We start from the raw sequence: 26,772 nt of genomic DNA, 5'->3' as shown, positions 1-26,772 counted from the left end.
CGGCCCGGCGGCCGGCAGCGGCCGGCCGCCGGGCACGCCGCCGGGCCGCGTCCCGCTGGTGCGCGCGGCCGGTACCGCCGAGTAACGTCACCCTCATGGCAATCCGCACCAAGGACGAGGCCCTGACCCTCCTGCGCACCGCCCTGGACGACGCCGGCGCGGCCTGGGAGCCGGCCGCCACGGATCCGTACACGCTGGTCGTGACGCTCCCGGGCACCCGCAAGCTGAGCACCGCCTGCGCCCTGCGGGTCGGCGACCACACCCTGTCGGTGAACGCCTTCGTGATCCGCCGCCCGGACGAGAACCACGAGGGCGTCTACCGCTGGCTGCTGGAGCGCAACACCCGGCTGTACGGCGTCGCGTACGCCGTCGACCCGCTCGGCGACGTCTACCTGGCCGGCCGCCTGCCGCTCGAGGTGCTCACCCCGGACGCCGTGGACCGGCTGCTCGGCACGGTGCTGGAGAACGCCGACGAGCCGTTCAACACCCTGCTGGAGCTGGGCTTCGCCTCGGCGATCCGGCGCGAGTGGGAGTGGCGCACCAAGCGCGGGGAGTCCACCCGCAACCTGGCCGCCTTCGCCCACCTCGCCGCCCCGGCCGCCCCCGCCCCCGCGGCCGACTGACCGCCGGCCGCCGGGACCGGGCCCGGCCGCCCCGGGCCGCCCCGACCTCAGGCGTCCGCCGGAGCCTTCGCCGTCGCGACGGGAGCCCCGGTCACGACGGGAGCCGCGGTCGCGACGGCAGTCGGGGGAACCGGGGCCGTCGCCACCACCGCGGTCGCCCCGCTCCCGCCGACCGCTGCGGGGCCCGGCCGGCGCGCCAGCAGCACGTAGCCGACCGCGGCGGCCGTGCCGCACATCCCGCAGGCGGTCCAGAGCACCCCGCCGCCGGCCCGTTCCAGCAGCAGACCGCCCGCGGCCGGCCCCAGGAACGAGGCGAGCGACCAGGAGAGCGAGTACACGCCCTGGTAACGACCGCGCGCGTGGGTCGGCGACAGCTCGGCGATCAGGCCCATCAGGGTCGGCGTGTAGAGGATCTCCCCGATCGTCCAGACCGCCACCGTGAGCGCGTAGAACCAGGCGGACGAGCCGGCCAGCGCCGTCAGCCCGAACCCCCAGCCGATGAAGAGCGCGGCCGCCGCCAGCATGGCCGTCCGGCTGCGCCCCTCGACCCAGCGGGTGAGCGGGATCTGCAGCAGCACGATCAGCAGCCCGTTCAGCCCGATGACCAGGCCGTACTGGGTGGAGGTGATCCCCCAGCGGCCCATCTCCACCGCGAGCGTGGTGGAGCCCTGCTGGAGCACCAGGGCGAGCACCAGGGTGAGCCCGACCACCGCCATGAACCGGCGGTCCCGGAAGACGGTGACGATGCCGACCGCCGGCTCCGCGGACTTCGCGGCCGGGGCGTCGGGCTTGGTCTCCGGGATCCTGACGAAGATCACCACCGCGCAGAGCACCGTGGAGAGCGCGTCCAGCAGGAACAGCGCGAGGTAGCCGTGGGTGGCGATCACACCGGCGACGGCGGAGGAGAGGCCGAAGCCGAGGTTGATCGCCCAGAAGTTCAGCGAGTAGGCGCGGACGCGGTCCTCGACCGGCACGATGTCGGCGATGATCGCCGAGGTGGCGGGCCGGGTGGCGTTGTTGCAGAAGCCGACCAGGAAGGCCACCACGGCGATGGCCACCCGGCCGTCCGCGAAGCCGAGCACGGCGGTGAACAGGGCCGCGCCGAGCTGGGCGGCGACCAGGGTCGGCCGGCGCCCGATCCGGTCGGTCAGCACACCGGCGACGATCGCCGAGGACGCCGCACCGAGGCCGAACAGGGAGGCCACCAGGCCCGCGTAGAAGGGCGAGTACCCGCGCTCGCTGGTCAGGTAGAGCGCCAGGAAGGTGACCACGAAGGCGCCGAGCCGGTTGACCAGCGTGGACACCCAGAGCCACCAGAACTGGCGCGGCAGCCCGCCCACCGTCTCCTGCACCACTCTTCGGATCCGTGGGTTGGCCGGTGCGGCGAAGAGCATGTGGGGGCTCCCGTGTGCGGGCGTCCGCTGAGCGGAACGGGCAGGCCCGGCCAGCCGACGCGTGTAAGTGTCATTCCTGCTGCGCAGACATTACACATGGGGTTGAGGTCCCCACCAGCGCTTTTTCGGGCTCCACTAAGCTGGTGGCCATGGCTGACACGACGTACCGACTCATCCTGCTTCGCCACGGCGAGAGCCAGTGGAACCAGAAGAACCTGTTCACCGGTTGGGTCGACGTCGACCTCAACGAGAAGGGCGAGAAGGAGGCCGCCCGCGGTGGCGAGCTCCTGGCCGCCGAGGGCCTGTTCCCCGACGTGGTGCACACCTCGCTGCTGCGCCGCGCCATCCGCACCTCGCAGATCGCCCTGGACAAGGCCGACCGCCACTGGATCCCGGTCAACCGCAGCTGGCGCCTGAACGAGCGGCACTACGGCGCGCTCCAGGGCAAGGACAAGGCCCAGACCCTGGCCGAGTTCGGCGAGGAGCAGTTCCAGCTGTGGCGTCGCTCCTACGACACCCCGCCGCCGGTGCTGGCCGACGACAACGAGTACTCGCAGGCCGGTGACGCCCGCTACGCGGAGATCCCGAGCGAGCTGCGTCCGCGCACCGAGTGCCTCAAGGACGTCGTCGAGCGGATGCTCCCGTACTGGTACGACGCCATCGTCCCGGACCTCGCCGCCGGCAAGACCGTCCTGGTCACCGCCCACGGCAACAGCCTGCGCGCGCTGGTCAAGCACCTCGACGGCATCTCCGACGAGGACATCGCCGGCCTGAACATCCCGACCGGCATCCCGCTCGTCTACGAGCTCGACGCCGACTTCAAGCCCGTCGCCAAGGGCGGCCGCTACCTCGACGCGGAGGCCGCCGCCGCCGCCATCGAGGCCGTCAAGAACCAGGGCAAGAAGTAACGCCCGACTGCTTGCAGGCCCCGCCTCCCGGTTCCTTGGGTTCTAGGGGTCGTTGCAACACGTGGTCGGTTTGATCAGGCCGCGACGAGTCTATGCAGGCGCTCGGCTGGGGTTTCCCAGCCGAGCGTTTTGCGTGGGCGGCCGTTGAGTTCGGCGGCGACGTGGGCCAGGTGTTCCGGGTCGTGGACGGCGAGGTCGGTGCCCTTGGGGAAGTATTGCCTCAGCAGGCCGTTCGTGTTCTCGTTCGAGCCTCGCTGCCACGGGCTGGCGGGATCGCAGAAGTAGACCGGGATGTCGGTGGCGATCGTGAACGAGCCGTGGGCGGCCATCTCGGCGCCCTGGTCCCAGGTCAGCGAGCGGACCAGGTGGGTGGGCAGGGCCCGGACGGTGGCCACCAGGGCGTCGCGGACCTGCTCGGCGGTGCGGCCATGGGGCAGGTGCACGAGCATCACGTAGCGGGTGGCCCGTTCGACCAGCGTGCCGATGGCGGAGCCGCCGTCCTTGCCGATGATCAGATCGCCTTCCCAATGCCCGGGGACGGCCCGGTCCTCGACCTCGGCGGGCCGTTCGCTGATCATCACCATCGGGGTGGCGAAACGCGGCTGCCGGCAGGCGGCCTGGCGGTGCGGCTTGCGGCGCGCGCGTCCGGTGCGCAGGGCTGCCGCGAGCTCACGGCGCAGTTCACCCCGGCCCTGGACATACAGGGCCTGGTAGACCGTTTCGTGTACCACGTGCATCTCCGGCCGCTCGGGAAAGGTGTCCCGCAGAGCCTGGCAGATCTGCTCCGGACTCCACTTCCTGTCCAGGCGGTCCTGGATGAAGTCCCGCAGCCCGGCGTTCTCGGCGATCTTCCCTGTCTTCGGCCGGGGCCGTCGGGCATCGGCACGGGCCTGGGCGGCATGGGGCCGGTAACTTCCGCTGCCCGGACGGCTGTTGCGCCGGATCTCCCGACTGATCGTGGACGGGCTGCGGCCCAGCTCGCCGGCGATCGCCCGGATGGTGGCCTTCTCGCGGATCCGGTCGGCGATGTGGATCCGCTCGTCCTCACGCAGGTACCGGGACACGGCGCAGGGCGCCCGCTCGGGTCGAGCGGGCGCCCTGAACCTCTTCGGGTCCGTCCGGCCGTTGCGCCACTCGCGTCCAGTACGCGGGTGAACGCCCACCAGCCGGGACGCCTCTCTGTTGCTGTAGCCCTGTCGCACGAGCCGGAAGTATTCCTCCCGTTCGGCACGGAGCTTCCTGGGCCCCTGCGGCTTCCGGTCCCCGCGAATCTCGAAGTCCATCGCACCCCTTCAGCTGGGGTGTTGCGACAACCGCTAGAACCCAAGTTCGCCGGGGGCGGGGCCTTTGTCGTTCCGGGGGTGGCGTGTCGGTGGGGGTGGTCAACCAGCCTGTGTGGCAGGGGAGTTGTGGTCGGCGAAAATGGTTCAGACCATTGACGGGTGGTGGCGGCTGCTCCTACCGTGAGGGCACCGGCTGGCGCAAGCATGCCAAGGATCCCCCCGTCCTGGCCGCCGCACCCCACGCGCGCGACCGCGCCCCGGCGCACTCTCCATCCACCCCCACGGAGGAGCACCATGCGCACACGTCACATCGTCGGGGCGGCCGTCGCCGCGCTCGCGATCCCGCTCACCTTCGCGCTCCCGGCGCAGTCCCACGGCTACATCTCGACGCCGCCCAGCCGGGCCGCGCTCTGCGGAGCGGACGCGGTGGCCTGGGACTGCGGGGACATCCAGTGGGAGCCGCAGAGCGTCGAGGGCCCGAAGGGCTTCCCGAACTCCGGGCCCGCGGACGGCACCATCTGCGCCGGCGGCAACTCGCGCTTCGCGGAGCTGGACGACCCGCACGGCGGCGCCTGGCCGGCCACGTCGGTGCGGGCGGGCCAGCAGCTCACCTTCACCTGGAAGTTCACCGCGCGGCACGCGACCACGAGCTTCAAGTACTACCTGACCAAGGCGGGTTACGACGCGAGCCGGCCGGTCACCAGGGCGAGCCTGGAGCTGACGCCCTTCCTGACCGTCCCCTACAACGGCCGTCAGGTGCCGAGCACCCTCAGCCACACCGCGACCCTCCCGAGCGGGCGGACCGGCCACCAGGTGGTCGTCTCGGTCTGGGAGATCGCCGACACCGGGAACGCCTTCTACTCCTGCACCGACGTGCAGTTCTGAGACCCGCCCCGAGGCCCCGGAGGACGTGTCCGGGTGCGCGGCTGCCGGTCGTGGCGGTCGCGCACCCGGGTGGTCGGGGCGGCCCGGGGCGTCCTCAGTGGCCGCAGCAGCCACCGTCCACGCCGCCGCACTGGCAGGGCGCGCCGGACTGGCAGCCGCAGCCGCAGCCCGGACCGCAGCCGCAGCCGGCCGCGAGGACGGGCAGCAGCCTGGGGGCGGGCGGCGTGGAAGTGTCGTGGGCCGGTGCCGGTCGGGTGGGGTTGGCGTTCATCGTGCTGAACCCTCCTAGTGACGGGCACGCGTCGGTGCCCACGGCTTCGAGTGAAACCGCCGATCGGAGGGAGCGTCAACGGGCGCGCAGGGGTGGGGAGTACGAAGGGCCGTGCTTCCCCACCACCCCCGCCGCGGGTTTACTCACCCCGAGGGGTGAGCGGCCGCCCCGCCGAGCGGGGCGGCCGTGCCGGCGCGGCCGGCGGTCACTCCGCGGCGGCGGCCTCCGAGGAGGCCACGAACTCGGCCACGTGCTCGCCCGTCACCAGGTACACCACGCGCTTGGCGACCGACACCGCGTGGTCCGCGAAGCGCTCGTAGTAGCGGCCGACCAGGGTGAGGTCGACGGCGGTCTCGATCCCGTGGTGCCAGCGGTCGTCGATCAGGTGCGACAGCAGCTCGCGGTGCAGGGTGTCGATCGCGTCGTCGTCCTGCTCCATCTCCAGGGCCTTGTCCACGTCCTTGGTCGCGATCACCAGGCCCGCCTTGGCCACCAGGCGCTGGGCGAGCTGCCCCATCTCCAGGACGGTCGAGTGCAGGTCGCCGGGGACGGCCGAGTCGGGGTAGCGCATCCGCGCGACCTTGGCGACGTGCCGGGCGAGGTCGCCGCAGCGCTCCAGGTCGGCGCTCATCCGCAGCGAGGTGACCACGATGCGCAGGTCGGTGGCGACCGGCTGCTGGCGGGCGAGCAGGTCGATCGCCCGGTCCTCCAGCTCGTGGTGCAGCTCGTTGATCTTCTCGTCGGCGGCGATCACGCTCTCCGCCAGCGCCAGGTCCGCGTCGAGGAGTGCGGTGGTGGCCCGGCCCAGGGCCGAGCCGACCAGCCGGGCCATCTCGACCAGGCTGTCGCCGATCGCATCGAGTTCCTCGTGGTACGCGTCGCGCATGCTCTCTCCTCAGAAGCTGTGTCGGTGGCGGTGCCGACCGGTCCTCCCGTCCGACCGTCGCCGTGACGTCCGGGTTGACCGCTGCTGGTGGCGCGAATCGTACGCGCGCACCCGGGACGGCGGCCGCTGTTCGGCCCGCCGCCCGTTCCCACACGGGCTGCACGGCCAACTCTGCGCCGTTCGGGCGACGGTGCACGGCCGGTGCGGTGAATCGGCAGCTACGTGGAGGTGAATTCTCGGCAACGCGTGGCCGATGCCTTGATCCAGCCCTTGGGGAGTGCCCTGGCCGTACGCTTACGCTGGCCACATGGACGTGAACGTGGCCGCCGCCGCTGCCTGCGCCATAGCCGGGCTCGGCGTCGGCCTCACGGCCTCCATCGCCTTCCGTTGGAGCGAGCGCGAGCAGGCCAGGGGCAGGTACGGCGGCACCAGCAGCAGGACCCGTGGTCGCCAGCAGGTGCTGGGCACCGCCACCCCGGAGCCTCCGCTCCCGCCGGGGGTGGACACCGTGCTCTCGGTGCTCCGCTCCTGCGCGATCGTGCTGGGCGAGGGCGACGAGGTGGTCAAGGCCAGCTCCGCCGCGTACGCGATGGGCCTGGTGCGCGGCGGCGCCGTCGCCGTGGACCCGATGCTGTCGCTGGCCCGCGCCACCCGCCGGGACGGTGAGATCCGGCAGGTCGAACTGGAGGTGCCCCGACCCGGCGCGGCCCGCGCGGCCGAGCCGCTGGCGGTCTCCGTCCGGGTCGCCCCGCTGGGCTCGCGGCTGGTGCTGGTGCTGGTCGAGGACCAGACGGAGCGCCGCCGGGTGGAGGCCGTCCGCCGGGACTTCGTGGCCAACGTGAGCCACGAGCTGAAGACCCCGGTCGGCGCCCTGTCGCTGCTCTCCGAGGCGGTCGCGGACGCGTCCGACGACCCGGAGGCGGTGCAGCGCTTCGCCGGCCGGATGCAGATCGAGGCGACCAGGCTGGCCAGCCTGGTCCAGGAGATCATCGACCTCTCCCGGGTCCAGGACGACCGTCTGATGGTCGACCCGGAGCCGGTCGCGGTGGACGAGCTGATCGCCGAGGCGATCGACCGCTGCCGCCAGCAGGCCGCCGCCAAGCAGATCCTGATCGCGGCCGGCGGCATCGCCGGCCTCTACCTGCACGGTAACCGCGGCCAGCTCGCCGCGGCGCTCGGCAACCTGGTCGAGAACGCCGTCAACTACAGCCCGCCGCGCACCCGGGTGGCGATCGCGACCCGCCGGATCTCCAGCGCCGCGGCGCTCGGGGAGGCGGACGGCGAGCTGATCGAGATCTCGGTCACCGACCAGGGCATCGGCATCTCCGAGAAGGACCGCGAGCGCGTCTTCGAACGCTTCTACCGGGTGGACCCGGCCCGCTCCCGGGCGACCGGCGGCACCGGCCTCGGCCTCTCCATCGTGAAGCACGTCGCCGCCTCGCACGGCGGCACGGTCTCGGTGTGGAGCGTCGAGGGCCAGGGCTCCACCTTCACCGTCCGGCTGCCCGCCGGCCAGGCGCCCGACTCCGACTCCGACTCCGACTCCGACTCCGACGCCGACGCCGAGGTCGGGTCCGCAGACGCCGACGACCTGCCCGACGAGTGGGACGACGACCGGTCCGACAACCGGCCCGACGACCGGCCCGACGACCGGCCCGGCCCCGACGCCGGCCGCGCCGGGACCGCCACCACGCCCACCCAGACCCTCACCACGGACCGGACGGCCGACTCGGGCCGCGCGGACCGTTCGCTCCCCACGGGGGAGCGGGAACAACCCCTGTCAGACCCAACCCCACAGCTTGCCCCGGAGGCCCGATCGTGACCCGAGTACTGGTGGTCGAGGACGAGGAGTCGTTCAGCGACGCCCTCTCGTACATGCTCCGCAAGGAGGGCTTCGAGGTGGCCGTGGCCGCCACCGGCCCCGACGCGCTGGAGCAGTTCGAACGCAACGGCGCCGACCTCGTCCTGCTCGACCTGATGCTGCCGGGCCTGCCGGGTACCGAGGTCTGCCGCCAGCTCCGGGTGCGCTCCAACGTCCCGGTGATCATGGTGACCGCCAAGGACAGCGAGATCGACAAGGTCGTCGGGCTGGAGATAGGTGCGGACGACTACGTCACCAAGCCCTACTCCACCCGTGAGCTGGTCGCCCGGATCCGCGCGGTGCTGCGGCGCCGCGGCGAGGACGGCGGCCCGGGCGAGAACGGCGGCGGCCCGGGCGCCCTGGAGGCGGGCCCGGTCCGGATGGACGTCGACCGGCACGTGGTGACCGTCGACGGCGCCAAGGTCGACCTCCCGCTGAAGGAGTTCGACCTGCTGGAGATGCTGCTGCGCAACGCGGGCCGGGTGCTCACCCGCATGCAGCTGATCGACCGGGTCTGGGGCGCGGACTACGTCGGCGACACCAAGACCCTGGACGTCCACGTGAAGCGCCTGCGGGCCAAGATCGAGCCGGACCCGGGCGCCCCGCGCTACCTGGTGACGGTCCGCGGCCTGGGCTACAAGTTCGAGCCGTAGACCGCAGGTCCGACGTGATGCGGAAGGCCCCCGCCGGCAGTCGCCGGGCGGGGGCCTTCCGCATCACGCCCGGCGGCCCCCAGGGGCCGCCGGAGCGCCGTGGTGCCTCAGTGGGTGCCGGCGGACGGGCTGCCGGACGGGGTGCCCGCGGCGGGCGTGGTGCCCGCCGGGGTGGCGGTACCGGACGGCACGGCCGCACCGGTGGTGGCCGGGGCGCCCGGGGTGGTGGCGCCGGCGGCCGGGGTGGCCGCGGCGGGGGCGGTGCTCTTGGCGGGCACGGCGACCGGGCTCGCCGTCGGGCCGAAGCCCTTGTAGAGGCCCTTGTTCGGGCTCACGCCGGCCAGGGTGTCGACCTTCTGGCCGTCCTTGAAGGTGAAGGTGGTGTTGACGAAGCCGCCGACCTGGACGGTCACCGAGGCGACCTTGGCGGACGGGTTGCCGTCGCCGCCGATGGCCACGGCGCCGTTGGCGGGGATGACGATGCCGGTCAGCGGGGCGCCCGCGGCGTCGGCGAAGGAGGCGGTGGCGGTGCCGACGGTGATCGACTGCAGCTCCGCCGGCACCAGGCCCGTGTTGGCGATGTTGACGGTCACGTTGGCGGGGCCGGTGTGCTCGCCCGAGGACTCGTCCCCGGTGACGACCACGATGTTGTTCAGGCGGAGGTCCGTTCCGAGAGTGGCCGCAGCGTTGTCCGGCTTGATCTGCAGGGTGTCCGGCGAGTTGCCGGCGGCGCAGGACGACAGCGAGGCGATGGCGATGGCGGCGATGGCGGCGATGCTGCCGCGTCGAAGGCTGCGGCTCACGGCGGCGGCTTCTCCTAATGGGTCACGTGTCGGTAGGTCAGGTCTCAGATTATCGACCTCACTTATGCGCTCCTCACGGGGTGGTCCCCCGTGTCGCACGACCGGGGTCCGCCGGGCGCCCGTCCGGCCGCACCGGTGGCGTGTCCAGGTCACTCCCGGGACAAGCTTCGACCAAGATCGAATAACGATGTGGATACGGCCCGATAAACGGTGAAAACCCAAGATCCAATCACGGTTTCGCGAGTGTTGCGCGAGGTTTCGTCGAGCGCCGGAACCGCCTCCGACCTGCGGGAAGCCCCTCTCGAACATCGGTCGCAGCACGTCATGGGGGTGGTTGTCAAGCCCCGAGACCTGCCCTGACCTGCGAAAACGCCCTTCGGGTGCGCCGAAAAGCGTGTTATTCTGGAAAGCCACGGAAGGGGTCCTGTCACATGACGTTCAAGGTTGGCGACACGGTGGTCTACCCCCATCACGGGGCCGCGCTGATCGAGGCCATCGAAATTCGCCAGATCAAAGGTGTGGACAAGACCTACCTGGTGCTCAAGGTGCAGCAGGGAGACCTGACGCTCCGCGTGCCCGCCGAGAACGCGGAGTTCGTCGGCGTGCGCGATGTGGTCGGCCAGGAGGGTCTGGACCGGGTCTTCGAGGTGCTGCGCGCACCGTACACCGAAGAACCGACCAACTGGTCCCGTCGCTACAAGGCGAACCTCGAGAAGCTCGCCTCGGGTGACGTTATCAAGGTCGCCGAGGTCGTGCGCGACCTCTGGCGTCGTGAGCGCGAGCGCGGCCTGTCGGCCGGCGAGAAGCGCATGCTCGCCAAGGCGCGCCAGATCCTCGTCAGCGAGCTCGCGCTGGCGGAGAACACCAACGAGGACAAGGCGGAGACGCTGCTCGACGAGGTGCTCGCCTCGTAGTGCAGTCGGGCTTCCGCCCACCGCTCACAGCGCCCGGTGCCGGCGCGCCGCTCCCAGGACCACGTGTCCGGGGGTGGTGCAGTGGCACTTCGGGCGCTGAGGCGTGTCCGGACGACGCCTCCGGCCCGACCGGGTCGGGGTCCGCCACGACGCGGCCGGGCCTGCCGGGCCCGGGGCCGCCAGACCGATTCGCCGTGCAAGACCGATTCTGCGGGTTGTGCGGCGGGTGTGGTGGACCGTGGTTCTTCGGAAGGGGCCCTCGCGCCCGCCGGGCACGCCAAGGCCATACCCACTTCGCCGAAGGAGTGAAACCTGAACGCCTCAGCAGCAGTCGCAGCAGCAGTGGTGCCCGCCGCCGGACGCGGTGAGCGGCTGGGGCCCGGTGCCCCGAAGGCCCTGCGGGAACTGGGCGGTGTACCGCTCCTGGTGCACGCCGTACGGGCGCTGGCCCGCAGTCGGGCCGTCGGCCTGGTCGTGGTCGCCGCGCCCGCCGACGGCGTGGCCGAGGTGGTCGCCCTGCTCGGCAGCCACGGCCTGGACGACAAGGACATCCGGGTGGTGGCCGGCGGCGCGACCCGCCAGGAGTCGGTCCGGCTCGGCCTCGCCGCCACCCCGGCCGACGTGGAGGTCGTGCTGGTGCACGACGCGGCCCGCCCGCTCGTCCCGGTCGAGGTGGTGGACGCCGTCGCGGCCGCCGTCCGGGCCGGGGCCGTCGCGGTCGTGCCCGCGGTGCCGCTGGCCGACACCGTGAAGCGGGTCGAGCCGAACCCGGGACTCCCCGAGCCGGTGCTCGACACGCCCGACCGGGCCACCCTGCGCGCGGTGCAGACCCCGCAGGGCTTCGACCGGGCCACCCTGGTCGAGGTGCACGCCAAGGCGCTGGCCGAGGAGAGCGCGGGCGCCCTCGACGCGCCGCCGGTCACCGACGACGCCGGCCTGGTGGAGCGCTACGGCGGCCGGGTCGTCGTGGTGCCCGGCCACGAGGAGGCGTTCAAGGTCACCCGTCCGCTGGACCTCGTGCTCGCCGAGGCCGTACTCGCCCGCCGGAGGGCCTCCGATGCCTACTGATCCACTGCTCCCGCCCGTCCCCCGGGTGGGGATCGGCACCGACGTGCACGCCTTCGAGGCCGGCCGCCCGCTGTGGGTGGCCGGACTGGAGTGGCCGGACGCCGGGTTCGGGCTGTCCGGGCACTCGGACGCCGACGTCGCCGCGCACGCCGCCTGCGACGCGCTGTTCTCTGCCGCCGGGATCGGCGACCTGGGCGCGCACTTCGGCACCGACCGGCCCGAGTGGGCCGGCGCCTCCGGGGTGAAGCTGCTCGGCGAGGCCGCCCGGCTGGTGCGCGAGGCCGGCTTCGAGATCGGCAACGTCGCGGTCCAGGTGATCGGCGTCCGACCGAAGATCGGCAAGCGGCGGGCCGAGGCGCAGGCCGCGCTGTCGGAGGCGGCCGGTGCGCCGGTGTCGGTCTCCGGGACGACCACCGACGGCCTGGGCCTCACCGGCCGGGCCGAGGGGCTCGCCGCGATCGCCACCGCCCTGGTGTACGAACGGCGTTGAGCCAGCGCGGCGGCGGCCGCGGAAATGTCCGCCGCTGACGGGTGTTCAACGGGGGCTGCCGGGGCCCGGGTCGATAGTGTTCGGCGCGGGCCCGCTCCGGCCGTTCCGCGCCGTCCCGCCGGGTCCGCCCCACCGCCGACGAGAAGAGGTTCCCGATGAGCGCCCAACTCTCCGACCGTGCCAAGGCCCTGGTCGACGGCAAGACCTTCGCCGTGATCACCACGATCCAGCCCGACGGCAGCCCCCAGTCCTCGGTGGTCTGGGTCAAGCGCGACGGCGACGACATCCTGTTCTCCACCGTCCAGGGCCGCCGCAAGCACCTGAACCTGGTCAAGGACCCGCGGGCGACCCTCCTGGTCAACCCGCCGGACAGCCCGTACGAGTACTTCGAGGTGCGCGGCTCGGCCACCATGACCACCGAGGGCGGCCGGGAGCTGATCGACGAGCTGGCCTTCAAGTACCGCGGGGAGCAGGTCTACGGGTGGGACGGGCCGGACGACGTCCGGGTCGTGGTGCGGCTCACCCCGCGCAAGGTGGTCGGCAGCATCTGACCGCCGTCCGGGCCCGGGATTCCGGGGGAATGTCGCGGGGCACCCCCCGCCGCCCACTACGCTTGACGCTGTGAGCATTCGCCTGTACGACACCAGCACCCGCCAGGTACGCGACTTCGTCCCGCTTGTACCGGGTTGTGTCTCGATCTACCTGTGCGGCGCTACCGTCCAGTCGGCGCCACACATCGGGCACATCCGGTCCGGGCTCAACTTCGACATCATGCAGCGGTGGTTCGCCTACCGCGGCTACCAGGTGACCTTCGCCCGGAACGTCACCGACATCGACGACAAGGTGATCGCCAAGGAGCGCCAGCTCGGCACCCCGTGGTGGCAGATCGCCTACGAGAACGAGCGCGCGTTCAACGACGGCTACACGGCCCTCGGCTGCCTGCCGCCGACCGTCGAGCCGCGGGCGACCGGGCACGTCCCCGAGATGATCGAGATGATGCAGGTGCTCATCTCCGCGGGGCACGCCTACGCGGCCGACGGGAACGTCTACTTCGACGTGAAGTCGTACCCCGACTACCTCGCGCTCTCCAACCAGAAGCTCGCCGACCTGCGCCAGCCCGAGGGCGAGGGCGAGACCGGCAAGCGGGACCCGCGCGACTTCGCGATGTGGAAGGCGGCCCGGCCCGGCGAGCCCAGCTGGGACACCCCGTGGGGCCGCGGCCGCCCGGGCTGGCACCTGGAGTGCTCGGCGATGGCCCACAAGTACCTCGGTGCGGCCTTCGACGTCCACGGCGGCGGGCTGGACCTGATCTTCCCGCACCACGAGAACGAGATCGCCCAGTCCAAGGCCTACGGCGACGACTTCGCCAACTTCTGGGTGCACAACGCCTGGGTCACCATGGCCGGCGAGAAGATGAGCAAGTCGCTGGGCAACTCGGTGCTCGTCTCCGAGATGGTCCAGCGCTGGCGGCCGATCGTGCTGCGCTACTACCTGGCCGCCCCGCACTACCGCTCGATGATCGAGTACAGCGAGGAGTCGCTGCGCGAGGCCGAGGCCGGCTTCGGCCGGATCGAGGGCTTCATCCAGCGCACCGTCGAGCGCTGCGGCCCGGTCGAGGCGGCGCCCGAGGTGCCGCCGGCCTTCGCCGAGGCGATGGACGACGACCTGGGCGTGCCGCAGGCGCTCGCCATCGTGCACACCGCCGTCCGCCAGGGCAACAGCGCCCTGAACGCGGACGACAAGGAGAACGCGGTGGCGCGGCTCGCCGAGGTCCGTGCGATGCTCGGAGTGCTGGGTCTCGACCCGCTCGACCCGCACTGGGCCGGGGCGGAGCGCGGCGAGGACCTGCACGGCGTGGTCGACTCGCTGGTCAGCCTGGTCCTGGACCAGCGGCAGGCGGCTCGTCAGCGCAAGGACTTCGCCACCGCGGACGCCATCCGCGACCAGCTCGGCCTCGCCGGGCTGGTGATCGAGGACACCCCGTCCGGCCCGCGCTGGACGATCAACAACCAGTAACCCCATCTGACGATCGGGGTGAGGGTGGGCCGTACCGGACCGGTGCGGCCCTCCCGCATGACGTAGCGCATGCCGCCGGCCGCCGCCGGACAGTAACGGGGCGGCCGGGCATGCCGGACAGACAGGAAGTACAGCCATGGCCGGCAACAGCCAGCGCAGGAACCGCCGCAACCCCGGATCGAAGAAGGGCGCGTCTGTCGGTACCGGCGGGCACAGCCGGAAGGCGCTCCAGGGCAAGGGCCCGACCCCGCCCGGCGCGGAGCGCAAGGGCCACCCGAAGCAGCGCGCCGCCAACGCCGCGGTCAAGCGCGAGCGGGACGCCAAGGCCCGCGCCGGCATGCGCCGCGCCGGGGCCGGTCGCGGCGGCCGCGGTGGCGCGGGCAGCGCCGAGCTGGTCTTCGGCCGCAACTCCGTGGTCGAGGCCCTGCAGGGCGACGTGCCGGCCAACGCGCTGTACGTCCAGCAGTTCATCGACACCGACGACCGCGTGCGCGACGCCTTCCAGGCCGCCAACGACCGCGGCATCCCGCTGATGGAGGCCCCGCGCGCCCAGCTGGACCAGATGACCGGCGGGCTCAACCACCAGGGCCTGGTGCTCCAGGTGCCGCCGTACGAGTACGCGCACCCCGACGACCTGCTGGTCGAGGCCTCCGACGCCGGCCAGGACGCGCTGATCATCGCGCTGGACGGCGTCACCGACTCGCGCAACCTCGGCGCCGTGGTCCGCTCCGCCGCCGCCTTCGGCGCGCACGGCGTGGTCATCCCCGAGCGCCGCGCGGCCGGCATGACCGCCGGTGCCTGGAAGACCTCCTCCGGTGCCGCCGCCCGACTGCCCGTCGCCCGGGCCACCAACCTCACCCGCACCCTGGAGGCCTACCAGAAGGCCGGCCTGATGGTGGTCGGCCTGGCCGCCGACGGCGAGGCCGAGATCGGCGACCTGGAGCTGCTGAACGGTCCGGTCGTGATCGTCGCCGGGAGCGAGGGCAAGGGGCTGTCCCGGCTGGTCTCGGAGACCTGCGACATGCGGGTGCGGATCCCGATGTCCGGGCTGACCGAGTCGCTGAACGCCGGTGTCGCGGCGGGCATCGTGCTGTACGAGGCCGCGCGGCAGCGCGCCAAGCGCTGACGCCGTGAGCCGGCGCCGGACGCCGTGAGCCGACGGCAGGCGTCCTGAGCCGACGGCAGGTGCTCCGCGCCGAGCGCGCGGAGCACGGCCGGCGCGGAGCACCTGCCGCGGAGCACAGAGCGGGGCCGGCGCGCAGGGGTTCTTCCGAATCCTCCGCAGTCCGGCTGGAAAGCGATCGGGCCCGACCGGGCCCGATCGCTTTTTTCATGATCACTTCAAGTGTGCGCCGGACATCCACCCGGGAGAGTGTCCTTAGCGGCCGTCACCCGGTTAGACCGGGCGTGGACACCAGAACACCTCGGCGCCCCCTGTTCGGCGGCGGCAGCACCGGGATAGAAGCGGGCCCCGGCCTCGACACCGTCAAGGTGTCGTCCGACCCGGCGCGCCTCAGCAGCACCCAGGCGAGCTTCCGGCTCCGGCTCGGCACCCCGGTGGCGCCGTTGATCGAGGCCCCGGCCGGACTGCTGTCCACCGGCGCCGCGTTCGGCGACCCGTACGCCAACCAGGGCCTGATCCGTCGTCCGCTGGTCACCCCGCAGGTCGTCGTGCCCGCCTCCGCCGTCCCGGCACTGGCGGGTGCCGGCGGAGGCGGTGCGCCGCGCCGCAAGGGCCGCGTCACCGCCGTCACCTGGACCGGCCAGGCACCCCCCGGGGACCTCGCGGCCACCCAGCTCCTGGAGGCCGTCCGGCTCACCGGCTCCGGGGGCGGCGGGGTCGGCCTCGCCGAGTCCGACACCCAGGTCATCCCGTCCTACACCGGCGCCCGGACGGTGCCCCGCCAGCCCCGCGAGGGCTCCGGCACCGCCACCGACGCCGGCGTCGGCCCGGTCGGCGTGCCGCAGGGCTGGACCCCGAGCGGCGAGCTGCCCGAGGTCTCCGCGGCCGCCGCCGACGGCCGGCAGGCCTGGTACCCCGGCCGCCGGGTCGACCTCGGCCTGGTCCTGCTGCCGCTGCGCGCCGTCCTCGGCTCGCTGTCCGTCTACGCCGGCTTCAGCAAGCTCTGCGACCCGGTGTACTTCGACGGCGGCGAGCGCGGCTCGATGATGCGCTGGCTCGCCTCGCTGCACCCCTGGAAGGTCGCCGAGCCGCTGCTGGCCTTCGCCATGGCGCACCCCGTCGGCGCCGGGCTGGTGGTGTCGTTCACCGAGATCGTGGTCGGCGTGCTGACGATCCTCGGCCTCTGGCAGCGGCTCGCGGCCGGGGCGGCGATGCTGCTCTCCGCCGCACTGCTCTTCACCGTCAGCTGGCGGGCCGTGCCGGTCTACGACACCCCCGACCTGATCTTCCTGGCGGCCTGGAGCCCGCTGCTGATCGCCGGTGCGCCGTTCGCCTCCCTGGACGGACGGCTCAGCCTGGAGGCCTGGCGGCGGTACGGCACCGACGCGCCCGCAGCGCTGCGCCGCCGGGTGCTGCGCCGGGGCACCGTGGTCACCACGGTCGTCGTCGGGGTGACCCTGCTGCTCGGTTCGATGCTCGGTGCGGCGGTGCGCACCGGTGCCCGGCCGCACCAGGCGCCGGCCCGTCCGGCCACCGACTACGGCACACCGGTCTGGCCCTCCGGGGCCCCGACCGGCCCCTCCACCGGCCAGGGCCCGTCCACCCCGCCCTCGCCGTCCTCCGCCCCCCGCCCGGCCACCCCCACGCCGAGCCCGACCGCCCCGCCGTCCTCCGCCCCGGCCAGCCGTCCGGCCGCCCCGACGCCGAGCGGCAAGGGGCACGCCACCAAGACCGAGGGCGGCGCCAGTTCGGCCCCGGCCCCGGCCGCACCGACCGCCGCCGCACCGGCGGCCGGTTCCTCGCCCGCCCAGCGCAGCACCCCGGCCCCCGGCGGCTCCGGCACGGCGCCCAAGCCCAGCCCGAGTTCCGGGTCGGGATCCGGGTCCGGACTGCTCGGCGGGGTGCTGGGCAGCGGCCCGCTGGCCGACCTGTCCGGTGGCGCCCGCTCCTCCCGTCCGGGGGCGCCGACGTCCACCTGACGGTCCGGTACGGCAGTGGGCCGGGTGCTCCGTGGGGGAGCACCCGGCCCACTGCCGTGGCGTCGCGGGCCCGGTGGGCGCTGCGGCCCCGGTCGCCCTGGCGGGTGCCGCGGGCCCGTCTGCGGTGTCGCGGCCTGCTCGGCGGGCGCCGCGGCCCCGGTCACCGCCGGCGGTTCACTGCGGGGCGCGGCCGGCCCCGGCGGCGAGCTCCTTGGCCGCCTCCGTGAGGTCCTTCGCGGTGTCGATGGCGCGCCAGTACACGCCCTGCGGCAGCTGGTAGCCCGCCAGCCGCTTGCCGCGCGCCAGTTGGGGGAACGTGGTGCGCTCGTGGTCGCCCACGTCCGGCAGCAGCTCGGCGAACTCCGGGCTGAACACGTACAGCCCGGCGTTGATCAGGAACGGTGAGGGCGGCGCCTCGATGAAGTCCAGCACGTTGCCGAACTGGTCGGTCTCCACCGCGCCCCAGGGGATCCGCGGCCGGGCCAGCGCGAGCGTGGCGACGGCGTCCCGCTCGTGGTGGAAGGCGGCCATCTCGCGCAGGCTGAACCTGGTCCAGATGTCGCCGTTGGTGGCGTACCAGGGCTCGTCCGGGCGGGGCAGCGCGCGGGCCGCGTACTTGAGGCCGCCGCCGCGCCCGAGCGGCTCCTCCTCGACCACCGTGCGCACCCGCAGCGGCAGGTCCGCCTTGTCCAGCCACTCCTGGAGCACGTCGGCCAGGTGACCGCAGGACACCACCACGTCGGTGACGCCCTCGGAGGCCAGCCAGGCCAGCTGGTGACCGAGGATCGGGGTGCCCGTCCCCGGGATCTCGACCAGCGGCTTCGGGCGGTCGTCCGTGTAGGGCCGCAGCCGGGAGCCCTGGCCGCCGGCCAGGATCACGGCCTGGGTGACGGGCGTCGTGGTCGGCCGGGGCGAGCGGGGGGAGCGGGACGGCTGGGACGCGGGGTCGGCGGTGGGGCCGGAGTCAGCGGTCATGGCTGAACAATAAGGCGCGGACCGGGCCGCGGAGCCGGGGCGGCTCCGCGGCCCGGTCCGGGCTGCGGCGTCTGCTGTGGGGGTGCGGGGGAGGCCGTGGTGGGGCTCCGGCGCCCGGTGTGGTGCCGGGGGCCGGCCGGGGGGCAGCGTCAGCCCGCGATGCCGGCGGCGAACGACCCGTCGCAGACCGGGCGGGCGAAGGAGCGGGCGCGCTGCACGTCGCCCTGGTACTTGCGCACCGCGGCCTTGCCCAGCTCGGAGGCGAGCGAGCTGCAGTACGGCGTCAGCGACGGCTGCTCGCGCATCGAGCGCTCCAGCAGGTCCAGCGCCGCCGACGGGTTCTTCGCGCGCAGCTCGTCCAGCAGCGCCACCCGCAGCGACTCCTGCGGGGCGAGCGCGTCCGAGGAGCGGTCCGCGGCGGCGGTCGCGGTGCGGCCGATCCCGGCGCCGTCCCCGCTGGACGCGGCCACGACCTGCTGGTCGAGGCCGGTCGGCGGGGCCCACGGCACGCGGGTCACGGCGAGGGTGCCGGTGGTCACCAGGACGACCGGCAGGGTCAGGGCGACGGTCTGGCCGATACGGCGCACAAGCTGCTTCACGCTCAGGAGCGTAGCGGTGGGTGCGGGCCGGATCGCCCTCCGTTACACCATCGAGTGACACCGTGTCCGGGTTCGTCCCCGCGCCGTGTTGACGCGGGGGTGTACGGACGGAGCCCGTCGGACCGGGGCAGGTCCGACGGGCTCCGCACGGAGGTGTGCCCGGGCGCACCCGGGCCGCCCCGTCAGCTGCTCAGGCGGGCGCCCGTGCTGGTGGAGAACACGTGGGTCTCGTCGGCGATCGGCACGACGTGGATCGTCTCGCCGCGGGCCGGGATCTGCCGGCCGTGCACGCGGACGACCAGCTCCTTGTCCTCGCCGCCGATCTTGGTGGTGCCGTAGACGAAGCCGTCCGAGCCGAGCTCCTCGACCACGTTCACCGTCACCGCGACGCCCTCGATGCCGCCCGCCGGGACGATCTCGAAGTGCTCCGGGCGGATGCCGACGGTCACCGTCTTGTCGGAACCGGCGCCGGCCAGGTCGTCACGCGAGACGTTGACCACCGAGCCGCCGAACTTCACGCCGCCGTCCACCAGCGGGACCTCGACCAGGTTCATCGCCGGCGAGCCGATGAAGCCGGCCACGAACAGGTTGGCGGGCCGGTCGTACATGTTCCGCGGGGAGTCGACCTGCTGCAGCACGCCGCCCTTGAGCACCGCGACCCGGTCGCCCATGGTGAGCGCCTCGGTCTGGTCGTGGGTGACGTACACCGTGGTGATGCCCAGGCGGCGCTGCAGGCCGGCGATCTGGGTGCGGGTCGACACGCGGAGCTTGGCGTCCAGGTTCGACAGCGGCTCGTCCATCAGGAAGACCTGCGGCTGGCGCACGATCGCGCGGCCCATCGCGACGCGCTGGCGCTGACCGCCCGACAGCGCCTTCGGCTTGCGGTCCAGGTACTCGGTGAGGTCGAGGATCTTCGCGGCCTCCTCGACCTTGGTGCGGATCTCCGACTTGTTCACGCCGGCGATCTTGAGCGCGAAGCCCATGTTCTCCGCGACCGTCATGTGCGGGTACAGCGCGTAGTTCTGGAACACCATCGCGATGTCCCGGTCCTTCGGCGGCAGGTGCGTGACGTCCCGGTCGCCGATCCGGATCGCGCCGCTGTTGACGTCCTCCAGGCCGGCCAGCATGCGCAGGCTGGTCGACTTGCCGCAGCCCGACGGGCCGACGAGCACGAGGAACTCGCCGTCCGCGATCTCCAGGTCCAGCGCCGCCACCGACGGGTCCTTGGCACCGGGGTAGATCCGGGTCGCCTTGTCGTACGTGACAGAAGCCATGGTCGTTCTCTCCTTCACCGGCAGGAACGTGCCGGACGATCCGAGTAAAGGGGGGTTGGTTCGTCTCCGTCCGCCCACCCGGTGGTCTGAACCACTGCGCAGGCCGACTCCCGGCGACGCTACCTGCGCCCGCGCCGCTTGTCAGCCCCCGTCCCGCCCGATTTCGGCATCGGTTCCATCACGCCCACCCACCCCGCCGACCCCCGGATATCCCCCCACCCCACCACCCGGGCCCGGTAGACTGCCCCCGGTGCCGCCGTGATCCATCGCGGACGGCCACCGTGCCTCCTTAGCTCAGCTGGCCAGAGCACCGCTCTTGTAAAGCGGGGGTCGTCGGTTCGAACCCGACAGGGGGCTCAGCTTCCGGCCCAGGTCAGAGGGTCGCAGAACGCAGAACGCCCCGGGCCATGATCGGCCCGGGGCGTTCTGACATCTCCGGATGACATCAGTCGGTCTTGCGGCGCCGCTTCAGCAGGCGGTCCATGTGCCTCATCGCCTCCCGCTGCTTCTCCTGCACCACGTGCGTGTAGACCTCCATCGTGACGGCGATCTGGCTGTGCCCGAGGATCGCCATGAGGTCCCGGGGCGCCACGCCGGCGGCGGACAGCAGCGTTGCGCAGCCGTGCCGGGCGTCGTGCAGCCGGATCGGCGGCAGCGACTCGGTCTTCGACACCCGGGCGAACGAGCGGGTGAGGTTGCGCGGCTCGATCGGCTGGCCGGTCGCCGTGGTGAAGACGTAGCCGGAGTCCGGCCAGTCCTTCCCAACCTCCATCCGCTGGCGGCGCTGCTCGGCCTGCCGCAGCCGCTGCCAGCGAAGCGGAGCGATGCACATCATGGGCAGCGGGATGACCCGCATGCGCCGGGACTTCGGGCTGTCCTGGTACAGCACGCCGTCCACGCGCTGGAGCTGGTGCCGAACGGTCAGGGTGCGGTTCTCCAGGTCGACGTCCGACCAGTGCAGCCCGAGGATCTCCCCGCGCCGCAGACCGAGCGCCACGGCGAGGACGAACGCGGCGTACATCGGGTCGCGCCGGGCTCCCTCCAGGAAGACGAGCGTGTCGTCGAGGCTCCAGGGCTTGGTCACGCGGTACTCCACTCGGGGGGCTTGAACGAGCTTGGCGACGTTGCGGGTGATCAGTTCGTCCCGCACCGCGGCGGAGAGGGCCGTGCGGAGCACCAGGTGGGATTCCTTGGCGGTGGCCGTCGAGACCTTCTTGGTCACGGTGCTGATGAGTCGGCGGACGTCGGCGGTGCCGAGCTTCTCCAGGCTCTTGGAGCCCAGCACTGGCACCAGGTGGAGCCGGATGTGCATCTCGTACTTGTCGTACGTCGTCCGCTTGCGGTGCGGCGCGATGAAGTGCTCCAGCCAGTAGGGGAGCCACTCGGCGAGCTTGGCCGACCGGGTGGGGGTCGGGATGCCCTGCCGGTCGCGCAGGACGAGGTCCTGGCGCTTCTTGTCGCACTCCGTCCAGGTCTTGCCGTAGACGAACTTGCGGGCCCGGGTGCCGTCGGGCTGGGGGACGTAGACGGCGGCCTGGTAGCGGCCGTCCTTGCGCAGGGTCACGGTGCCGGCGCCGTTGGGGTTGCGCTTCTTCGCCATCAGGCGGACTCCTCCATCTTGGTGCGCAGGTAGTCGTGCAGAGCGGAGACAGGGATGCGGCGGAGGCGGCCCTCCGTGAAGCTGTCGAGCTTCTTGGAACGGATGAGGTCGTAGACCTTGCTGCGGCTCATGCGCAGGGCCTCCATGACCTCCGGGACTTCCAGAGCGAGGGGCGGGATAGCGCTCACGTGGGCTCCCTGGGCGGTGGCGGGTGGCATCTCGCGGTGCGTGGTTGTCCTAGGTGGGGATTTCTGCGTCATCGCGTCATCTGCGTCATTCGGGCCTGTGACCTGCGGCTTTGCGTGACGCGGTGGTTGGGGGCTGCGTCATCGCTGCGTCATGGGCTGTGTCATCGGGTGACGCGGGTGACGCAGGATGACGCAGCGGCCGTCGTCTGCGTCACCGGTTTCGGCCCAGGTCAGGGGCTGTTTTCTGGCCCGCGTGACGCAGGTGACGCAGCGTCTTCCTACTTAGGAAAAGAGAGGGGCTGTTGTTGTAGTTAGGTGCGCCTCAGGGCGTGAATGGGGAGCCGCTGCGCGGCGCGATTCTTGGGCGGCTTCGCCGAACAGCAAGAGGAGCACCCGTGCGGCGCGGACGGAGCCGGGTGCTCTTCTTGCTTGTCCGGTGCGGTCAGTACAGGCGGGGCTGTTCGTGCGGGGCGGGGGCGGCCGGGCGGGCCATTTCGAGGTAGCGGCTTTCCTTCGTACGGCCGGAGTCGATGAGGACCCCCCGGGCCGCAAGCGTGGGCTGGAGCCGCTTGAGCCGGTCGGAGAGGACCTTGCCGGTGGTCGGCCAGCTCTTGGGCACGGGCCGCAGGTCGTCGCCCGCGTAGAGGCGGCTGAGGCACTGCAGCCAGTCCGTGGACGACATGCGCTGCGCCTGGCCCGGGGCGATGGTCTCGGCGTGCTTGAGGACGGTCTGCGCGAGGAGATCGCCTTCGATCACGTCGTCGTTGAGGTCGTCGAGGCTGGCCCGGTAGGCGGCCAGCGCCCCGAGGTGGGTCGCGGCGTCGAGCTGGGCGCACAGGTGCGCGAAGTCGGCCATGCGCAGGTCGGTGGGGGTCTCTGCCTGGGCGGCGCGGACGGTGACCGTGAGGTCGAGCAGGGACCCGAGGACGACGGGCAGCACGTCCGCGTACTCGGCCCACAGTTCTGCTTCGGTGCGCCGGATCTGGGGGCGTTCCAGCCGCAGGGGCAGGAGTCGTTCGGCGAGGTCGGGGCGGATGACGCCGACGTCGATGCCGGTCAGCAGCAGGGGCCGGCGGTAGGCGGAGCGGTGCACGTCCCCGTCCGTGAACAGGGCGCGCTTGACGCTCTCGGCGCCGGTGACGATGCAGCACATGGCGTCGGAGAGGTCCGGGGTCATGTGGCTCAGGTTGTCGAGGGCGGTGACCCACCCGGCGGCGACCGCGGCGATCAGGTCTTCCTCGCCCTTCGGGGCCCGGCGCAGGTCACCGCTCATGCCCTCGATGATCCGCACGAGCATCCGGCCGCCGGTGGACTTGCCCGCGCCCTGGGGGCCGGTGAGGAAGGGCGCTGGGACGGGCACGCCCGGCGAGAGGCAGCCGATGAGCCAGGCGAGGGCCAGGCACGAGGTGGCCGCGTCGGCGAAGTTCGTCAGGCGCAGGAGGAGGTCGATGCCCTTGCCGTCGGTGTCCTTGGCGGGCAGGGGGAGTTCGCCGGTGAGCTGGGTGCGCCGCCAGCAGACCTCCCGCGGGTCGGGGATGGTGATGTCCCAGCCGGTGGGGTGGATGCGCACGGACTTGCCGTCGGCGCGGCCGAGGTCGAGCCAGGTGGCCCCGTCGAAGCCGGGGGCGACCCGGATGTGGACGGGCTGCACGTCCTCAGTCAGTGCGAGTGCTTCGATCAAGTCCAACGCCTCCTTGATGGCGGTGCCGTTGAAGACGCCGCGCCCGTCCCGGTACAGGCCGGCCATGAGCTCCTGACGGTGGCTGCCCGTGGTGCCCTGGGAGCGGATCGGCCGGGCCACCGGGTGGCCGATGCGCTGGGCGTATACGGCGCCGTCGACGGTGCGGAAGTACCGAAAGTGGTCCCGGGCGTAGTCGGCGATGACCTCCCGTGCGGGCGGCTTCTCGTCCTTGGCCACGGCTACATCCCCAGCCTGGTCAGTGCGTTGGCCCACGCGTCGGCGCAGTGCCGGGGCGACTCACCTCGGGCCTGCGCCGCGGCGAACAGCCGCGCGGTGTGCACCTCGCTCAGGCACCCGCACCGGCCGTGCGTCGACAGCACCGCAAGGAACGTCGCGAACACCGTGTTGTGCACCCCGGTGGCGGCTTCGGTGATGCGCTGCTCGGCCATGGCGATGCCGCGGGTGAGGTAGGCCGGGGTGCGATGGGGGCACCGTCCGCCGCCGGCGGGTGCGGGCACGGTGACGGCCACCGGCCGGGCCGGGACGGGCGCCTTCACGATCAGGGCGCGGACGACGTCCGGCAGGGCGGTGGCGGTGCCGGTGCCGGGGCCGAGCCACCGGGCGTAGGCCATGGCCGACTTGATGTCCACGCCGGGCCTCACCGCGTTGGCGGAGGGCATGACGCCGCGGTAGATCCAGTGCTCGCCCCGGGTGGTGGGCACGGTCCGGGCAGTGGGCAGGGTCGCGCGGGCCCAGGCGATGGCGGCCGGGTTGTCGAGGTCGACGACGGTCAGGCCGGCACCGCCGGGGTGGTAGGCCACCGCCGCGGCCTCACGCCATGCCCGGGCCCATGCGGGTGAGGTGAGGACGTCGGGGTCGGTGGTGGCGGCGGCCCAGCCGTGGCACGGGGCCGGGCAGGCGCAGGGCCCGGCCGTCTTCATGTTCGGCCGGCCGCCGCAGGCGTTGTCCGCGCAGGCGCGGCAGTTCCCGAACGGCAGCTTCCCGGCCCGCAGCGGCAGCACGGGCACGCCGGAGTCCGCCAGGGCGAGGGCGGCGGGCAGGTGTTCTCCCTGAACGTCGCTCAGTTGGGTCATGCTGGGGTTCTCCTCGTCTCGATGGGCGGGGGAGCCGGAGTGGCCGGGTGCCTTGCTGGGATGGCCGGCCGCTCCGAGCGAAGTCAGTCCTGGTCGGGCCCGCACACGCAGTGCTCGGGGTCGGCGCCCTGCCCGATCTGACAGGCGCAGTAGATGAACCCGAGCGGGGTTTCGACGGGCTCGCCGCCGGTGCAGCCGTCGCACTCACCGGGCGTCCAGTCCCCGGTGTCCTCGGGGCCGTACTCGTCGTAGCCGTGGTCGTCGAGGTCGTAGTCGTACACGGGTGGGCCTTTCGTCAGGAGCCGCTGATGGCGGCGGTGATGAGGTGGTGGGCGAGGCGGGGCGGGACGGCGTTGCCGATCTGCTGGCCGATGTCGCGGCCGGTCCACGGGTGGTCCGGCGGGAAGGACTGCAGGGCGCCGGCTTCGGCCCAGGTGAAGCGGGACTCGGTGCCGTCGTCGGCGAGCACGCGGACGCGGGAGACCTTGCCGGTCACGGTGGCGGACGGCTCGCCGGAGGTGCGGCGGCCGCGCTTGGCCGGGTCGCCGCCGGTGCCGTAGTTGGAGACGACGGTGAACTCGCCGCGCTGGGGCAGGACGTCGGCCATGGTCGTCCACGGCGACAGGTGCGGGTCGCCGGCGGCGCGGGGCGTGCCCTTGGTGTAGGGCCGGTGGGTGGGGGCTGGCAGGTCGGCGGCGCGGGTGAGGCGGGCGATGAGGACGGCACGCTTGCGGGTCTGCGGGACGCCGTACTGCTCGGCCCGCACGACGCCCGCCACCGCGTTGTAGCCCTCGGCGCGCAGGATCGCGGCGTAGGTGTTCCAGACGGGCAGGACGGCCGGGACCTGTTCCAGCACGATCGCCTGGAACGGCCGTCCGGCGTCCAGGGCGTCCAGCGCCCACCGGAGCGGTTCGAGGACGAGGCGGATCAGGTCGTCCACGCCGTCGTGGCCGTGGCGGGCGACGGCCTGGCGGGCGGCGAGTCGGTGGGCGAGGGCTTCGATGTCGCCCAGGGCCCGGCGTCCGGCGCCGGTGCCGGCCGCGGAGAACGGCTGGCAGGGCGGTCCGCCGAGCAACAGCTCCGCGTCGGGGAAGTCGGTGGCGTTGTGGTTGCGTACGTCGTCCTCGATCGTGGCCAGTCCGGCGGCGCGGCGGGTGGCGCACGCGTCCGGGCACTTCTCGATCCCGGTCACCTGGATGCCGAGCGCGCGGGCGGGCAGGTCGAGGCCGCCGACCCGGCGAACAGATCGACCGCCCGCCGGCGCGGGGTGCTGTCAGGCAGCACGGCGCACCCGCCCCTCGGGGAACTGCAGGACGGTGGCGAGTCGGGCCGGGGCGTCGGCCGTGGGGGCGGGGGTGGGTTCGCCGCCGTCGGGCGGGGCGGCGTTGGCGGCGTTGGCGGCGTTGGCGGCGCGTTGGGCGGCGGAGTCGGCGAGGACCCGCAGGACGGCGGCGGATTCGGCGCGGCCGCGGCGCTGGGAGATGAGCACTGCGGCGGACAGGGCCATGCCGGGGGCGAGGAGGGCGGCGGTGGTGAGTGCGTCGGTGGTGGTGCTCACGGGGTTCCTCCGGTGTGGGTGAGGAGGGTGAACAGGTCGGTTCCGAGCAGGGCGGCGCGCTGCTCGATCGCGGTCCAGGACTGGGGGTCGATGTGCATGAGCGCGGCCAGGGCGGCGGGGCCCTGGCCGTTGGCGGCGGCGGTGAGGGCCTCGCGCAGGTGGACGGCGGCGAGCGGGCGGATCGCGGCGGGGGCGGTCATGGCGGTCGGCCGGTCAGTGGTGGAACAGGTTCGTGATCGCGGCCAGTGCGGTGTTGACCGGGTCGGCGAGTCCGGTGGAGGCCACCGTGAAGCCGGACAGCCAGACGATGACGGCGGTGCCGAGGCTGGTCCTCTTCGCCTTCACGAGGAGGATGGCGATGACGGCGAGCAGGACGGTCAGGCTGATCGTGACGGCCATGGCGGCGGTCCCTTTCCGTGCATGTCGGTGACGGAGCGTCGTGAGGCGTGTGGGTGGCACACGCGTGTGGGGCTGTGTGGGGCCGGGCCCCGGTTTCGGGGCCCGGGGCGGGGGTTGTGTGGGGCTGGTTGTTGGCCCCACACAGCCCCACACGGGCAGGTCAGGGCCCCACACGCCCCCACACGCGTCTGTGTGGGGCCACACGGCCGTGTGTGGGGGTGTGTGGGGCCGGCGTGTGGGGGTGGGT

The 26,772-nt window shown here is 73.0% G+C and carries 29 protein-coding genes and 1 tRNA gene; 13 read left to right on the top strand and 17 right to left on the bottom strand.

From position 1 onward, the window contains the following. Nucleotides 1-95 precede the first annotated feature (95 nt). Nucleotides 96-623, top strand: coding sequence for a YbjN domain-containing protein (locus AB0N04_RS14560; protein WP_360211257.1), 528 nt, complete (start codon nt 96-98; stop codon nt 621-623). A 47-nt stretch (nt 624-670) separates the two neighbouring features. Here the strand turns inward: AB0N04_RS14560 and AB0N04_RS14555 are convergent, their stop codons facing one another. Beyond that, on the bottom strand, nt 671-2,017 hold the full coding sequence (locus AB0N04_RS14555) for an MFS transporter (protein ID WP_360211259.1): 1,347 nt from the start codon (nt 2,015-2,017) through the stop codon (nt 671-673). 149 nt (nt 2,018-2,166) lie between these two features. Between AB0N04_RS14555 and AB0N04_RS14550 the strand changes: the two genes are divergently transcribed. Beyond that, on the top strand, nt 2,167-2,925 hold the full coding sequence (locus AB0N04_RS14550) for a phosphoglyceromutase (RefSeq protein WP_360211261.1): 759 nt from the start codon (nt 2,167-2,169) through the stop codon (nt 2,923-2,925). 74 nt (nt 2,926-2,999) lie between these two features. Here AB0N04_RS14550 and AB0N04_RS14545 read toward each other — a convergent pair whose 3' ends face one another. Beyond that, a complete protein-coding gene (locus AB0N04_RS14545) occupies nt 3,000-4,208 on the bottom strand; it encodes an IS30 family transposase (protein ID WP_360211263.1) in 1,209 nt (402 codons plus the stop codon). A 294-nt stretch (nt 4,209-4,502) separates the two neighbouring features. Here AB0N04_RS14545 and AB0N04_RS14540 point away from each other — a divergent pair, with 294 nt between their 5' ends. Beyond that, the gene (locus tag AB0N04_RS14540; protein ID WP_360211265.1) at nt 4,503-5,093 is read left to right on the top strand and encodes a lytic polysaccharide monooxygenase; all 591 of its coding nucleotides are present in this window, start codon (nt 4,503-4,505) and stop codon (nt 5,091-5,093) included. Nucleotides 5,094-5,187: 94 nt separating this feature from the next. On the opposite strand, the gene AB0N04_RS14535 is transcribed toward AB0N04_RS14540, so the two are convergent. Both AB0N04_RS14535 and phoU read right to left on the bottom strand, forming a co-directional pair. Further along, the gene (locus AB0N04_RS14535; protein WP_360211267.1) at nt 5,188-5,364 is read right to left on the bottom strand and encodes a hypothetical protein; all 177 of its coding nucleotides are present in this window, start codon (nt 5,362-5,364) and stop codon (nt 5,188-5,190) included. Nucleotides 5,365-5,569: 205 nt separating this feature from the next. Further along, nucleotides 5,570-6,250, bottom strand: a complete 681-nt coding sequence (gene phoU, locus AB0N04_RS14530) for a phosphate signaling complex protein PhoU (protein WP_360211269.1) — start codon at nt 6,248-6,250, stop codon at nt 5,570-5,572. Nucleotides 6,251-6,557: 307 nt separating this feature from the next. On the opposite strand from phoU, the gene AB0N04_RS14525 reads away from it, so the two are divergent. Both AB0N04_RS14525 and AB0N04_RS14520 read left to right on the top strand, forming a co-directional pair. Next, nucleotides 6,558-8,072, top strand: coding sequence for an ATP-binding protein (locus AB0N04_RS14525; RefSeq protein WP_360211271.1), 1,515 nt, complete (start codon nt 6,558-6,560; stop codon nt 8,070-8,072). Continuing rightward, nucleotides 8,069-8,764: a response regulator transcription factor gene (locus tag AB0N04_RS14520; RefSeq protein ID WP_280725820.1), complete on the top strand. Its 696-nt coding sequence runs from the start codon at nt 8,069-8,071 to the stop codon at nt 8,762-8,764. Before AB0N04_RS14525 ends, AB0N04_RS14520 begins: the two co-directional genes overlap by 4 nt. A 107-nt stretch (nt 8,765-8,871) precedes the next feature. On the opposite strand, the gene AB0N04_RS14515 is transcribed toward AB0N04_RS14520, so the two are convergent. Beyond that, nucleotides 8,872-9,567: a DUF461 domain-containing protein gene (locus tag AB0N04_RS14515; protein WP_360211273.1), complete on the bottom strand. Its 696-nt coding sequence runs from the start codon at nt 9,565-9,567 to the stop codon at nt 8,872-8,874. A gap of 431 nt (nt 9,568-9,998) precedes the next feature. Here AB0N04_RS14515 and AB0N04_RS14510 point away from each other — a divergent pair, with 431 nt between their 5' ends. From AB0N04_RS14510 to AB0N04_RS14480, 7 genes are all read left to right on the top strand, one after another. Then, nucleotides 9,999-10,481: a CarD family transcriptional regulator gene (locus AB0N04_RS14510; RefSeq protein WP_030244332.1), complete on the top strand. Its 483-nt coding sequence runs from the start codon at nt 9,999-10,001 to the stop codon at nt 10,479-10,481. A 312-nt stretch (nt 10,482-10,793) separates the two neighbouring features. Further along, nucleotides 10,794-11,549, top strand: coding sequence for a 2-C-methyl-D-erythritol 4-phosphate cytidylyltransferase (gene ispD, locus AB0N04_RS14505; RefSeq protein WP_360211318.1), 756 nt, complete (start codon nt 10,794-10,796; stop codon nt 11,547-11,549). Further along, complete coding sequence (ispF, locus tag AB0N04_RS14500) at nt 11,539-12,039, top strand: 2-C-methyl-D-erythritol 2,4-cyclodiphosphate synthase (protein ID WP_360211275.1); 501 nt, start codon at nt 11,539-11,541, stop codon at nt 12,037-12,039. Before ispD ends, ispF begins: the two co-directional genes overlap by 11 nt. A gap of 155 nt (nt 12,040-12,194) precedes the next feature. Beyond that, the gene (locus AB0N04_RS14495) at nt 12,195-12,590 is read left to right on the top strand and encodes a PPOX class F420-dependent oxidoreductase (RefSeq protein WP_360211277.1); all 396 of its coding nucleotides are present in this window, start codon (nt 12,195-12,197) and stop codon (nt 12,588-12,590) included. Nucleotides 12,591-12,660: 70 nt separating this feature from the next. After that, entirely contained in the window at nt 12,661-14,055 is a 1,395-nt protein-coding gene (cysS, locus tag AB0N04_RS14490) for a cysteine--tRNA ligase (RefSeq protein ID WP_360211278.1), read from the top strand. Nucleotides 14,056-14,191: 136 nt separating this feature from the next. Continuing rightward, nucleotides 14,192-15,181: a 23S rRNA (guanosine(2251)-2'-O)-methyltransferase RlmB gene (gene rlmB, locus AB0N04_RS14485; protein ID WP_360211280.1), complete on the top strand. Its 990-nt coding sequence runs from the start codon at nt 14,192-14,194 to the stop codon at nt 15,179-15,181. A 281-nt stretch (nt 15,182-15,462) separates the two neighbouring features. Then, nucleotides 15,463-17,157: a DoxX family membrane protein gene (locus AB0N04_RS14480; protein WP_360211282.1), complete on the top strand. Its 1,695-nt coding sequence runs from the start codon at nt 15,463-15,465 to the stop codon at nt 17,155-17,157. A gap of 174 nt (nt 17,158-17,331) precedes the next feature. On the opposite strand, the gene AB0N04_RS14475 is transcribed toward AB0N04_RS14480, so the two are convergent. The 3 genes from AB0N04_RS14475 to ugpC all read right to left on the bottom strand — a co-directional run bounded on the left by AB0N04_RS14475 (nt 17,332) and on the right by ugpC (nt 20,005). After that, a complete protein-coding gene (locus tag AB0N04_RS14475) occupies nt 17,332-18,132 on the bottom strand; it encodes a nucleotidyltransferase family protein (protein WP_360211284.1) in 801 nt (266 codons plus the stop codon). 149 nt (nt 18,133-18,281) lie between these two features. Then, nucleotides 18,282-18,731 carry a hypothetical protein gene (locus AB0N04_RS14470; RefSeq protein WP_360211286.1) on the bottom strand — a complete coding sequence of 150 codons (450 nt, stop codon included), beginning with the start codon at nt 18,729-18,731 and terminating at the stop codon, nt 18,282-18,284. A 182-nt stretch (nt 18,732-18,913) separates the two neighbouring features. Beyond that, complete coding sequence (gene ugpC / locus AB0N04_RS14465) at nt 18,914-20,005, bottom strand: sn-glycerol-3-phosphate ABC transporter ATP-binding protein UgpC (protein WP_360211288.1); 1,092 nt, start codon at nt 20,003-20,005, stop codon at nt 18,914-18,916. A 283-nt stretch (nt 20,006-20,288) separates the two neighbouring features. Here ugpC and AB0N04_RS14460 point away from each other — a divergent pair. Then, a tRNA-Thr gene (locus AB0N04_RS14460) sits at nt 20,289-20,362 on the top strand. A gap of 88 nt (nt 20,363-20,450) precedes the next feature. Here the strand turns inward: AB0N04_RS14460 and AB0N04_RS14455 are convergent. The 9 genes from AB0N04_RS14455 to AB0N04_RS14415 form a co-directional block, all read right to left on the bottom strand. Continuing rightward, on the bottom strand, nt 20,451-21,605 hold the full coding sequence (locus AB0N04_RS14455; RefSeq protein WP_360211290.1) for a site-specific integrase: 1,155 nt from the start codon (nt 21,603-21,605) through the stop codon (nt 20,451-20,453). Beyond that, nucleotides 21,605-21,823 carry a helix-turn-helix domain-containing protein gene (locus AB0N04_RS14450; protein ID WP_363364355.1) on the bottom strand — a complete coding sequence of 73 codons (219 nt, stop codon included), beginning with the start codon at nt 21,821-21,823 and terminating at the stop codon, nt 21,605-21,607. Before AB0N04_RS14450 ends, AB0N04_RS14455 begins: the two co-directional genes overlap by 1 nt. 412 nt (nt 21,824-22,235) lie before the next feature. Further along, entirely contained in the window at nt 22,236-23,711 is a 1,476-nt protein-coding gene (locus tag AB0N04_RS14445) for an ATP-binding protein (protein WP_360211294.1), read from the bottom strand. 2 nt (nt 23,712-23,713) lie between these two features. Continuing rightward, nucleotides 23,714-24,568 carry a bifunctional DNA primase/polymerase gene (locus AB0N04_RS14440; protein ID WP_360211296.1) on the bottom strand — a complete coding sequence of 285 codons (855 nt, stop codon included), beginning with the start codon at nt 24,566-24,568 and terminating at the stop codon, nt 23,714-23,716. Between the two features lie 83 nt (nt 24,569-24,651). Then, nucleotides 24,652-24,849 (bottom strand): hypothetical protein, encoded by a 198-nt coding sequence (locus AB0N04_RS14435; RefSeq protein ID WP_360211298.1) that lies wholly within the window; start codon nt 24,847-24,849, stop codon nt 24,652-24,654. A gap of 14 nt (nt 24,850-24,863) precedes the next feature. Beyond that, nucleotides 24,864-25,760 (bottom strand): DNA cytosine methyltransferase, encoded by an 897-nt coding sequence (locus AB0N04_RS14430; protein WP_360211300.1) that lies wholly within the window; start codon nt 25,758-25,760, stop codon nt 24,864-24,866. Between the two features lie 81 nt (nt 25,761-25,841). Beyond that, entirely contained in the window at nt 25,842-26,126 is a 285-nt protein-coding gene (locus tag AB0N04_RS14425; protein ID WP_360211302.1) for a hypothetical protein, read from the bottom strand. Beyond that, nucleotides 26,123-26,326, bottom strand: coding sequence for a hypothetical protein (locus tag AB0N04_RS14420; RefSeq protein ID WP_360211304.1), 204 nt, complete (start codon nt 26,324-26,326; stop codon nt 26,123-26,125). Before AB0N04_RS14420 ends, AB0N04_RS14425 begins: the two co-directional genes overlap by 4 nt. Before the next feature lie 13 nt (nt 26,327-26,339). Further along, entirely contained in the window at nt 26,340-26,525 is a 186-nt protein-coding gene (locus AB0N04_RS14415; protein ID WP_360211306.1) for a hypothetical protein, read from the bottom strand. Between the last annotated feature and the right edge of the window lie 247 nt (nt 26,526-26,772).

Source organism: Kitasatospora sp. NPDC051702, from assembly GCF_040681575.1.
Classification (GTDB): domain Bacteria; phylum Actinomycetota; class Actinomycetes; order Streptomycetales; family Streptomycetaceae; genus Kitasatospora.
Note: the sequence above shows the minus strand (reverse complement) of the source record. Positions and strands in the feature narration are given on the sequence as shown.

Excerpts from the sequence above, each read along its gene's own strand:
- AB0N04_RS14560 (WP_360211257.1), top strand. The coding sequence starts at position 96 with ATGGCAATCCGCACCAAGGACGAGGCCCTGACCCTCCTGCGCACCGCC.
- AB0N04_RS14555 (WP_360211259.1), bottom strand. The coding sequence starts at position 2,017 with ATGCTCTTCGCCGCACCGGCCAACCCACGGATCCGAAGAGTGGTGCAG.
- AB0N04_RS14550 (WP_360211261.1), top strand. The coding sequence starts at position 2,167 with ATGGCTGACACGACGTACCGACTCATCCTGCTTCGCCACGGCGAGAGC.
- AB0N04_RS14545 (WP_360211263.1), bottom strand. The coding sequence starts at position 4,208 with ATGGACTTCGAGATTCGCGGGGACCGGAAGCCGCAGGGGCCCAGGAAG.
- AB0N04_RS14540 (WP_360211265.1), top strand. The coding sequence starts at position 4,503 with ATGCGCACACGTCACATCGTCGGGGCGGCCGTCGCCGCGCTCGCGATC.
- AB0N04_RS14535 (WP_360211267.1), bottom strand. The coding sequence starts at position 5,364 with ATGAACGCCAACCCCACCCGACCGGCACCGGCCCACGACACTTCCACG.
- phoU (WP_360211269.1), bottom strand. The coding sequence starts at position 6,250 with ATGCGCGACGCGTACCACGAGGAACTCGATGCGATCGGCGACAGCCTG.
- AB0N04_RS14525 (WP_360211271.1), top strand. The coding sequence starts at position 6,558 with ATGGACGTGAACGTGGCCGCCGCCGCTGCCTGCGCCATAGCCGGGCTC.
- AB0N04_RS14510 (WP_030244332.1), top strand. The coding sequence starts at position 9,999 with ATGACGTTCAAGGTTGGCGACACGGTGGTCTACCCCCATCACGGGGCC.
- ispF (WP_360211275.1), top strand. The coding sequence starts at position 11,539 with ATGCCTACTGATCCACTGCTCCCGCCCGTCCCCCGGGTGGGGATCGGC.
- AB0N04_RS14495 (WP_360211277.1), top strand. The coding sequence starts at position 12,195 with ATGAGCGCCCAACTCTCCGACCGTGCCAAGGCCCTGGTCGACGGCAAG.
- rlmB (WP_360211280.1), top strand. The coding sequence starts at position 14,192 with ATGGCCGGCAACAGCCAGCGCAGGAACCGCCGCAACCCCGGATCGAAG.
- AB0N04_RS14475 (WP_360211284.1), bottom strand. The coding sequence starts at position 18,132 with ATGACCGCTGACTCCGGCCCCACCGCCGACCCCGCGTCCCAGCCGTCC.
- ugpC (WP_360211288.1), bottom strand. The coding sequence starts at position 20,005 with ATGGCTTCTGTCACGTACGACAAGGCGACCCGGATCTACCCCGGTGCC.
- AB0N04_RS14455 (WP_360211290.1), bottom strand. The coding sequence starts at position 21,605 with ATGGCGAAGAAGCGCAACCCCAACGGCGCCGGCACCGTGACCCTGCGC.
- AB0N04_RS14450 (WP_363364355.1), bottom strand. The coding sequence starts at position 21,823 with ATGCCACCCGCCACCGCCCAGGGAGCCCACGTGAGCGCTATCCCGCCC.
- AB0N04_RS14440 (WP_360211296.1), bottom strand. The coding sequence starts at position 24,568 with ATGACCCAACTGAGCGACGTTCAGGGAGAACACCTGCCCGCCGCCCTC.
- AB0N04_RS14420 (WP_360211304.1), bottom strand. The coding sequence starts at position 26,326 with ATGACCGCCCCCGCCGCGATCCGCCCGCTCGCCGCCGTCCACCTGCGC.
- AB0N04_RS14415 (WP_360211306.1), bottom strand. The coding sequence starts at position 26,525 with ATGGCCGTCACGATCAGCCTGACCGTCCTGCTCGCCGTCATCGCCATC.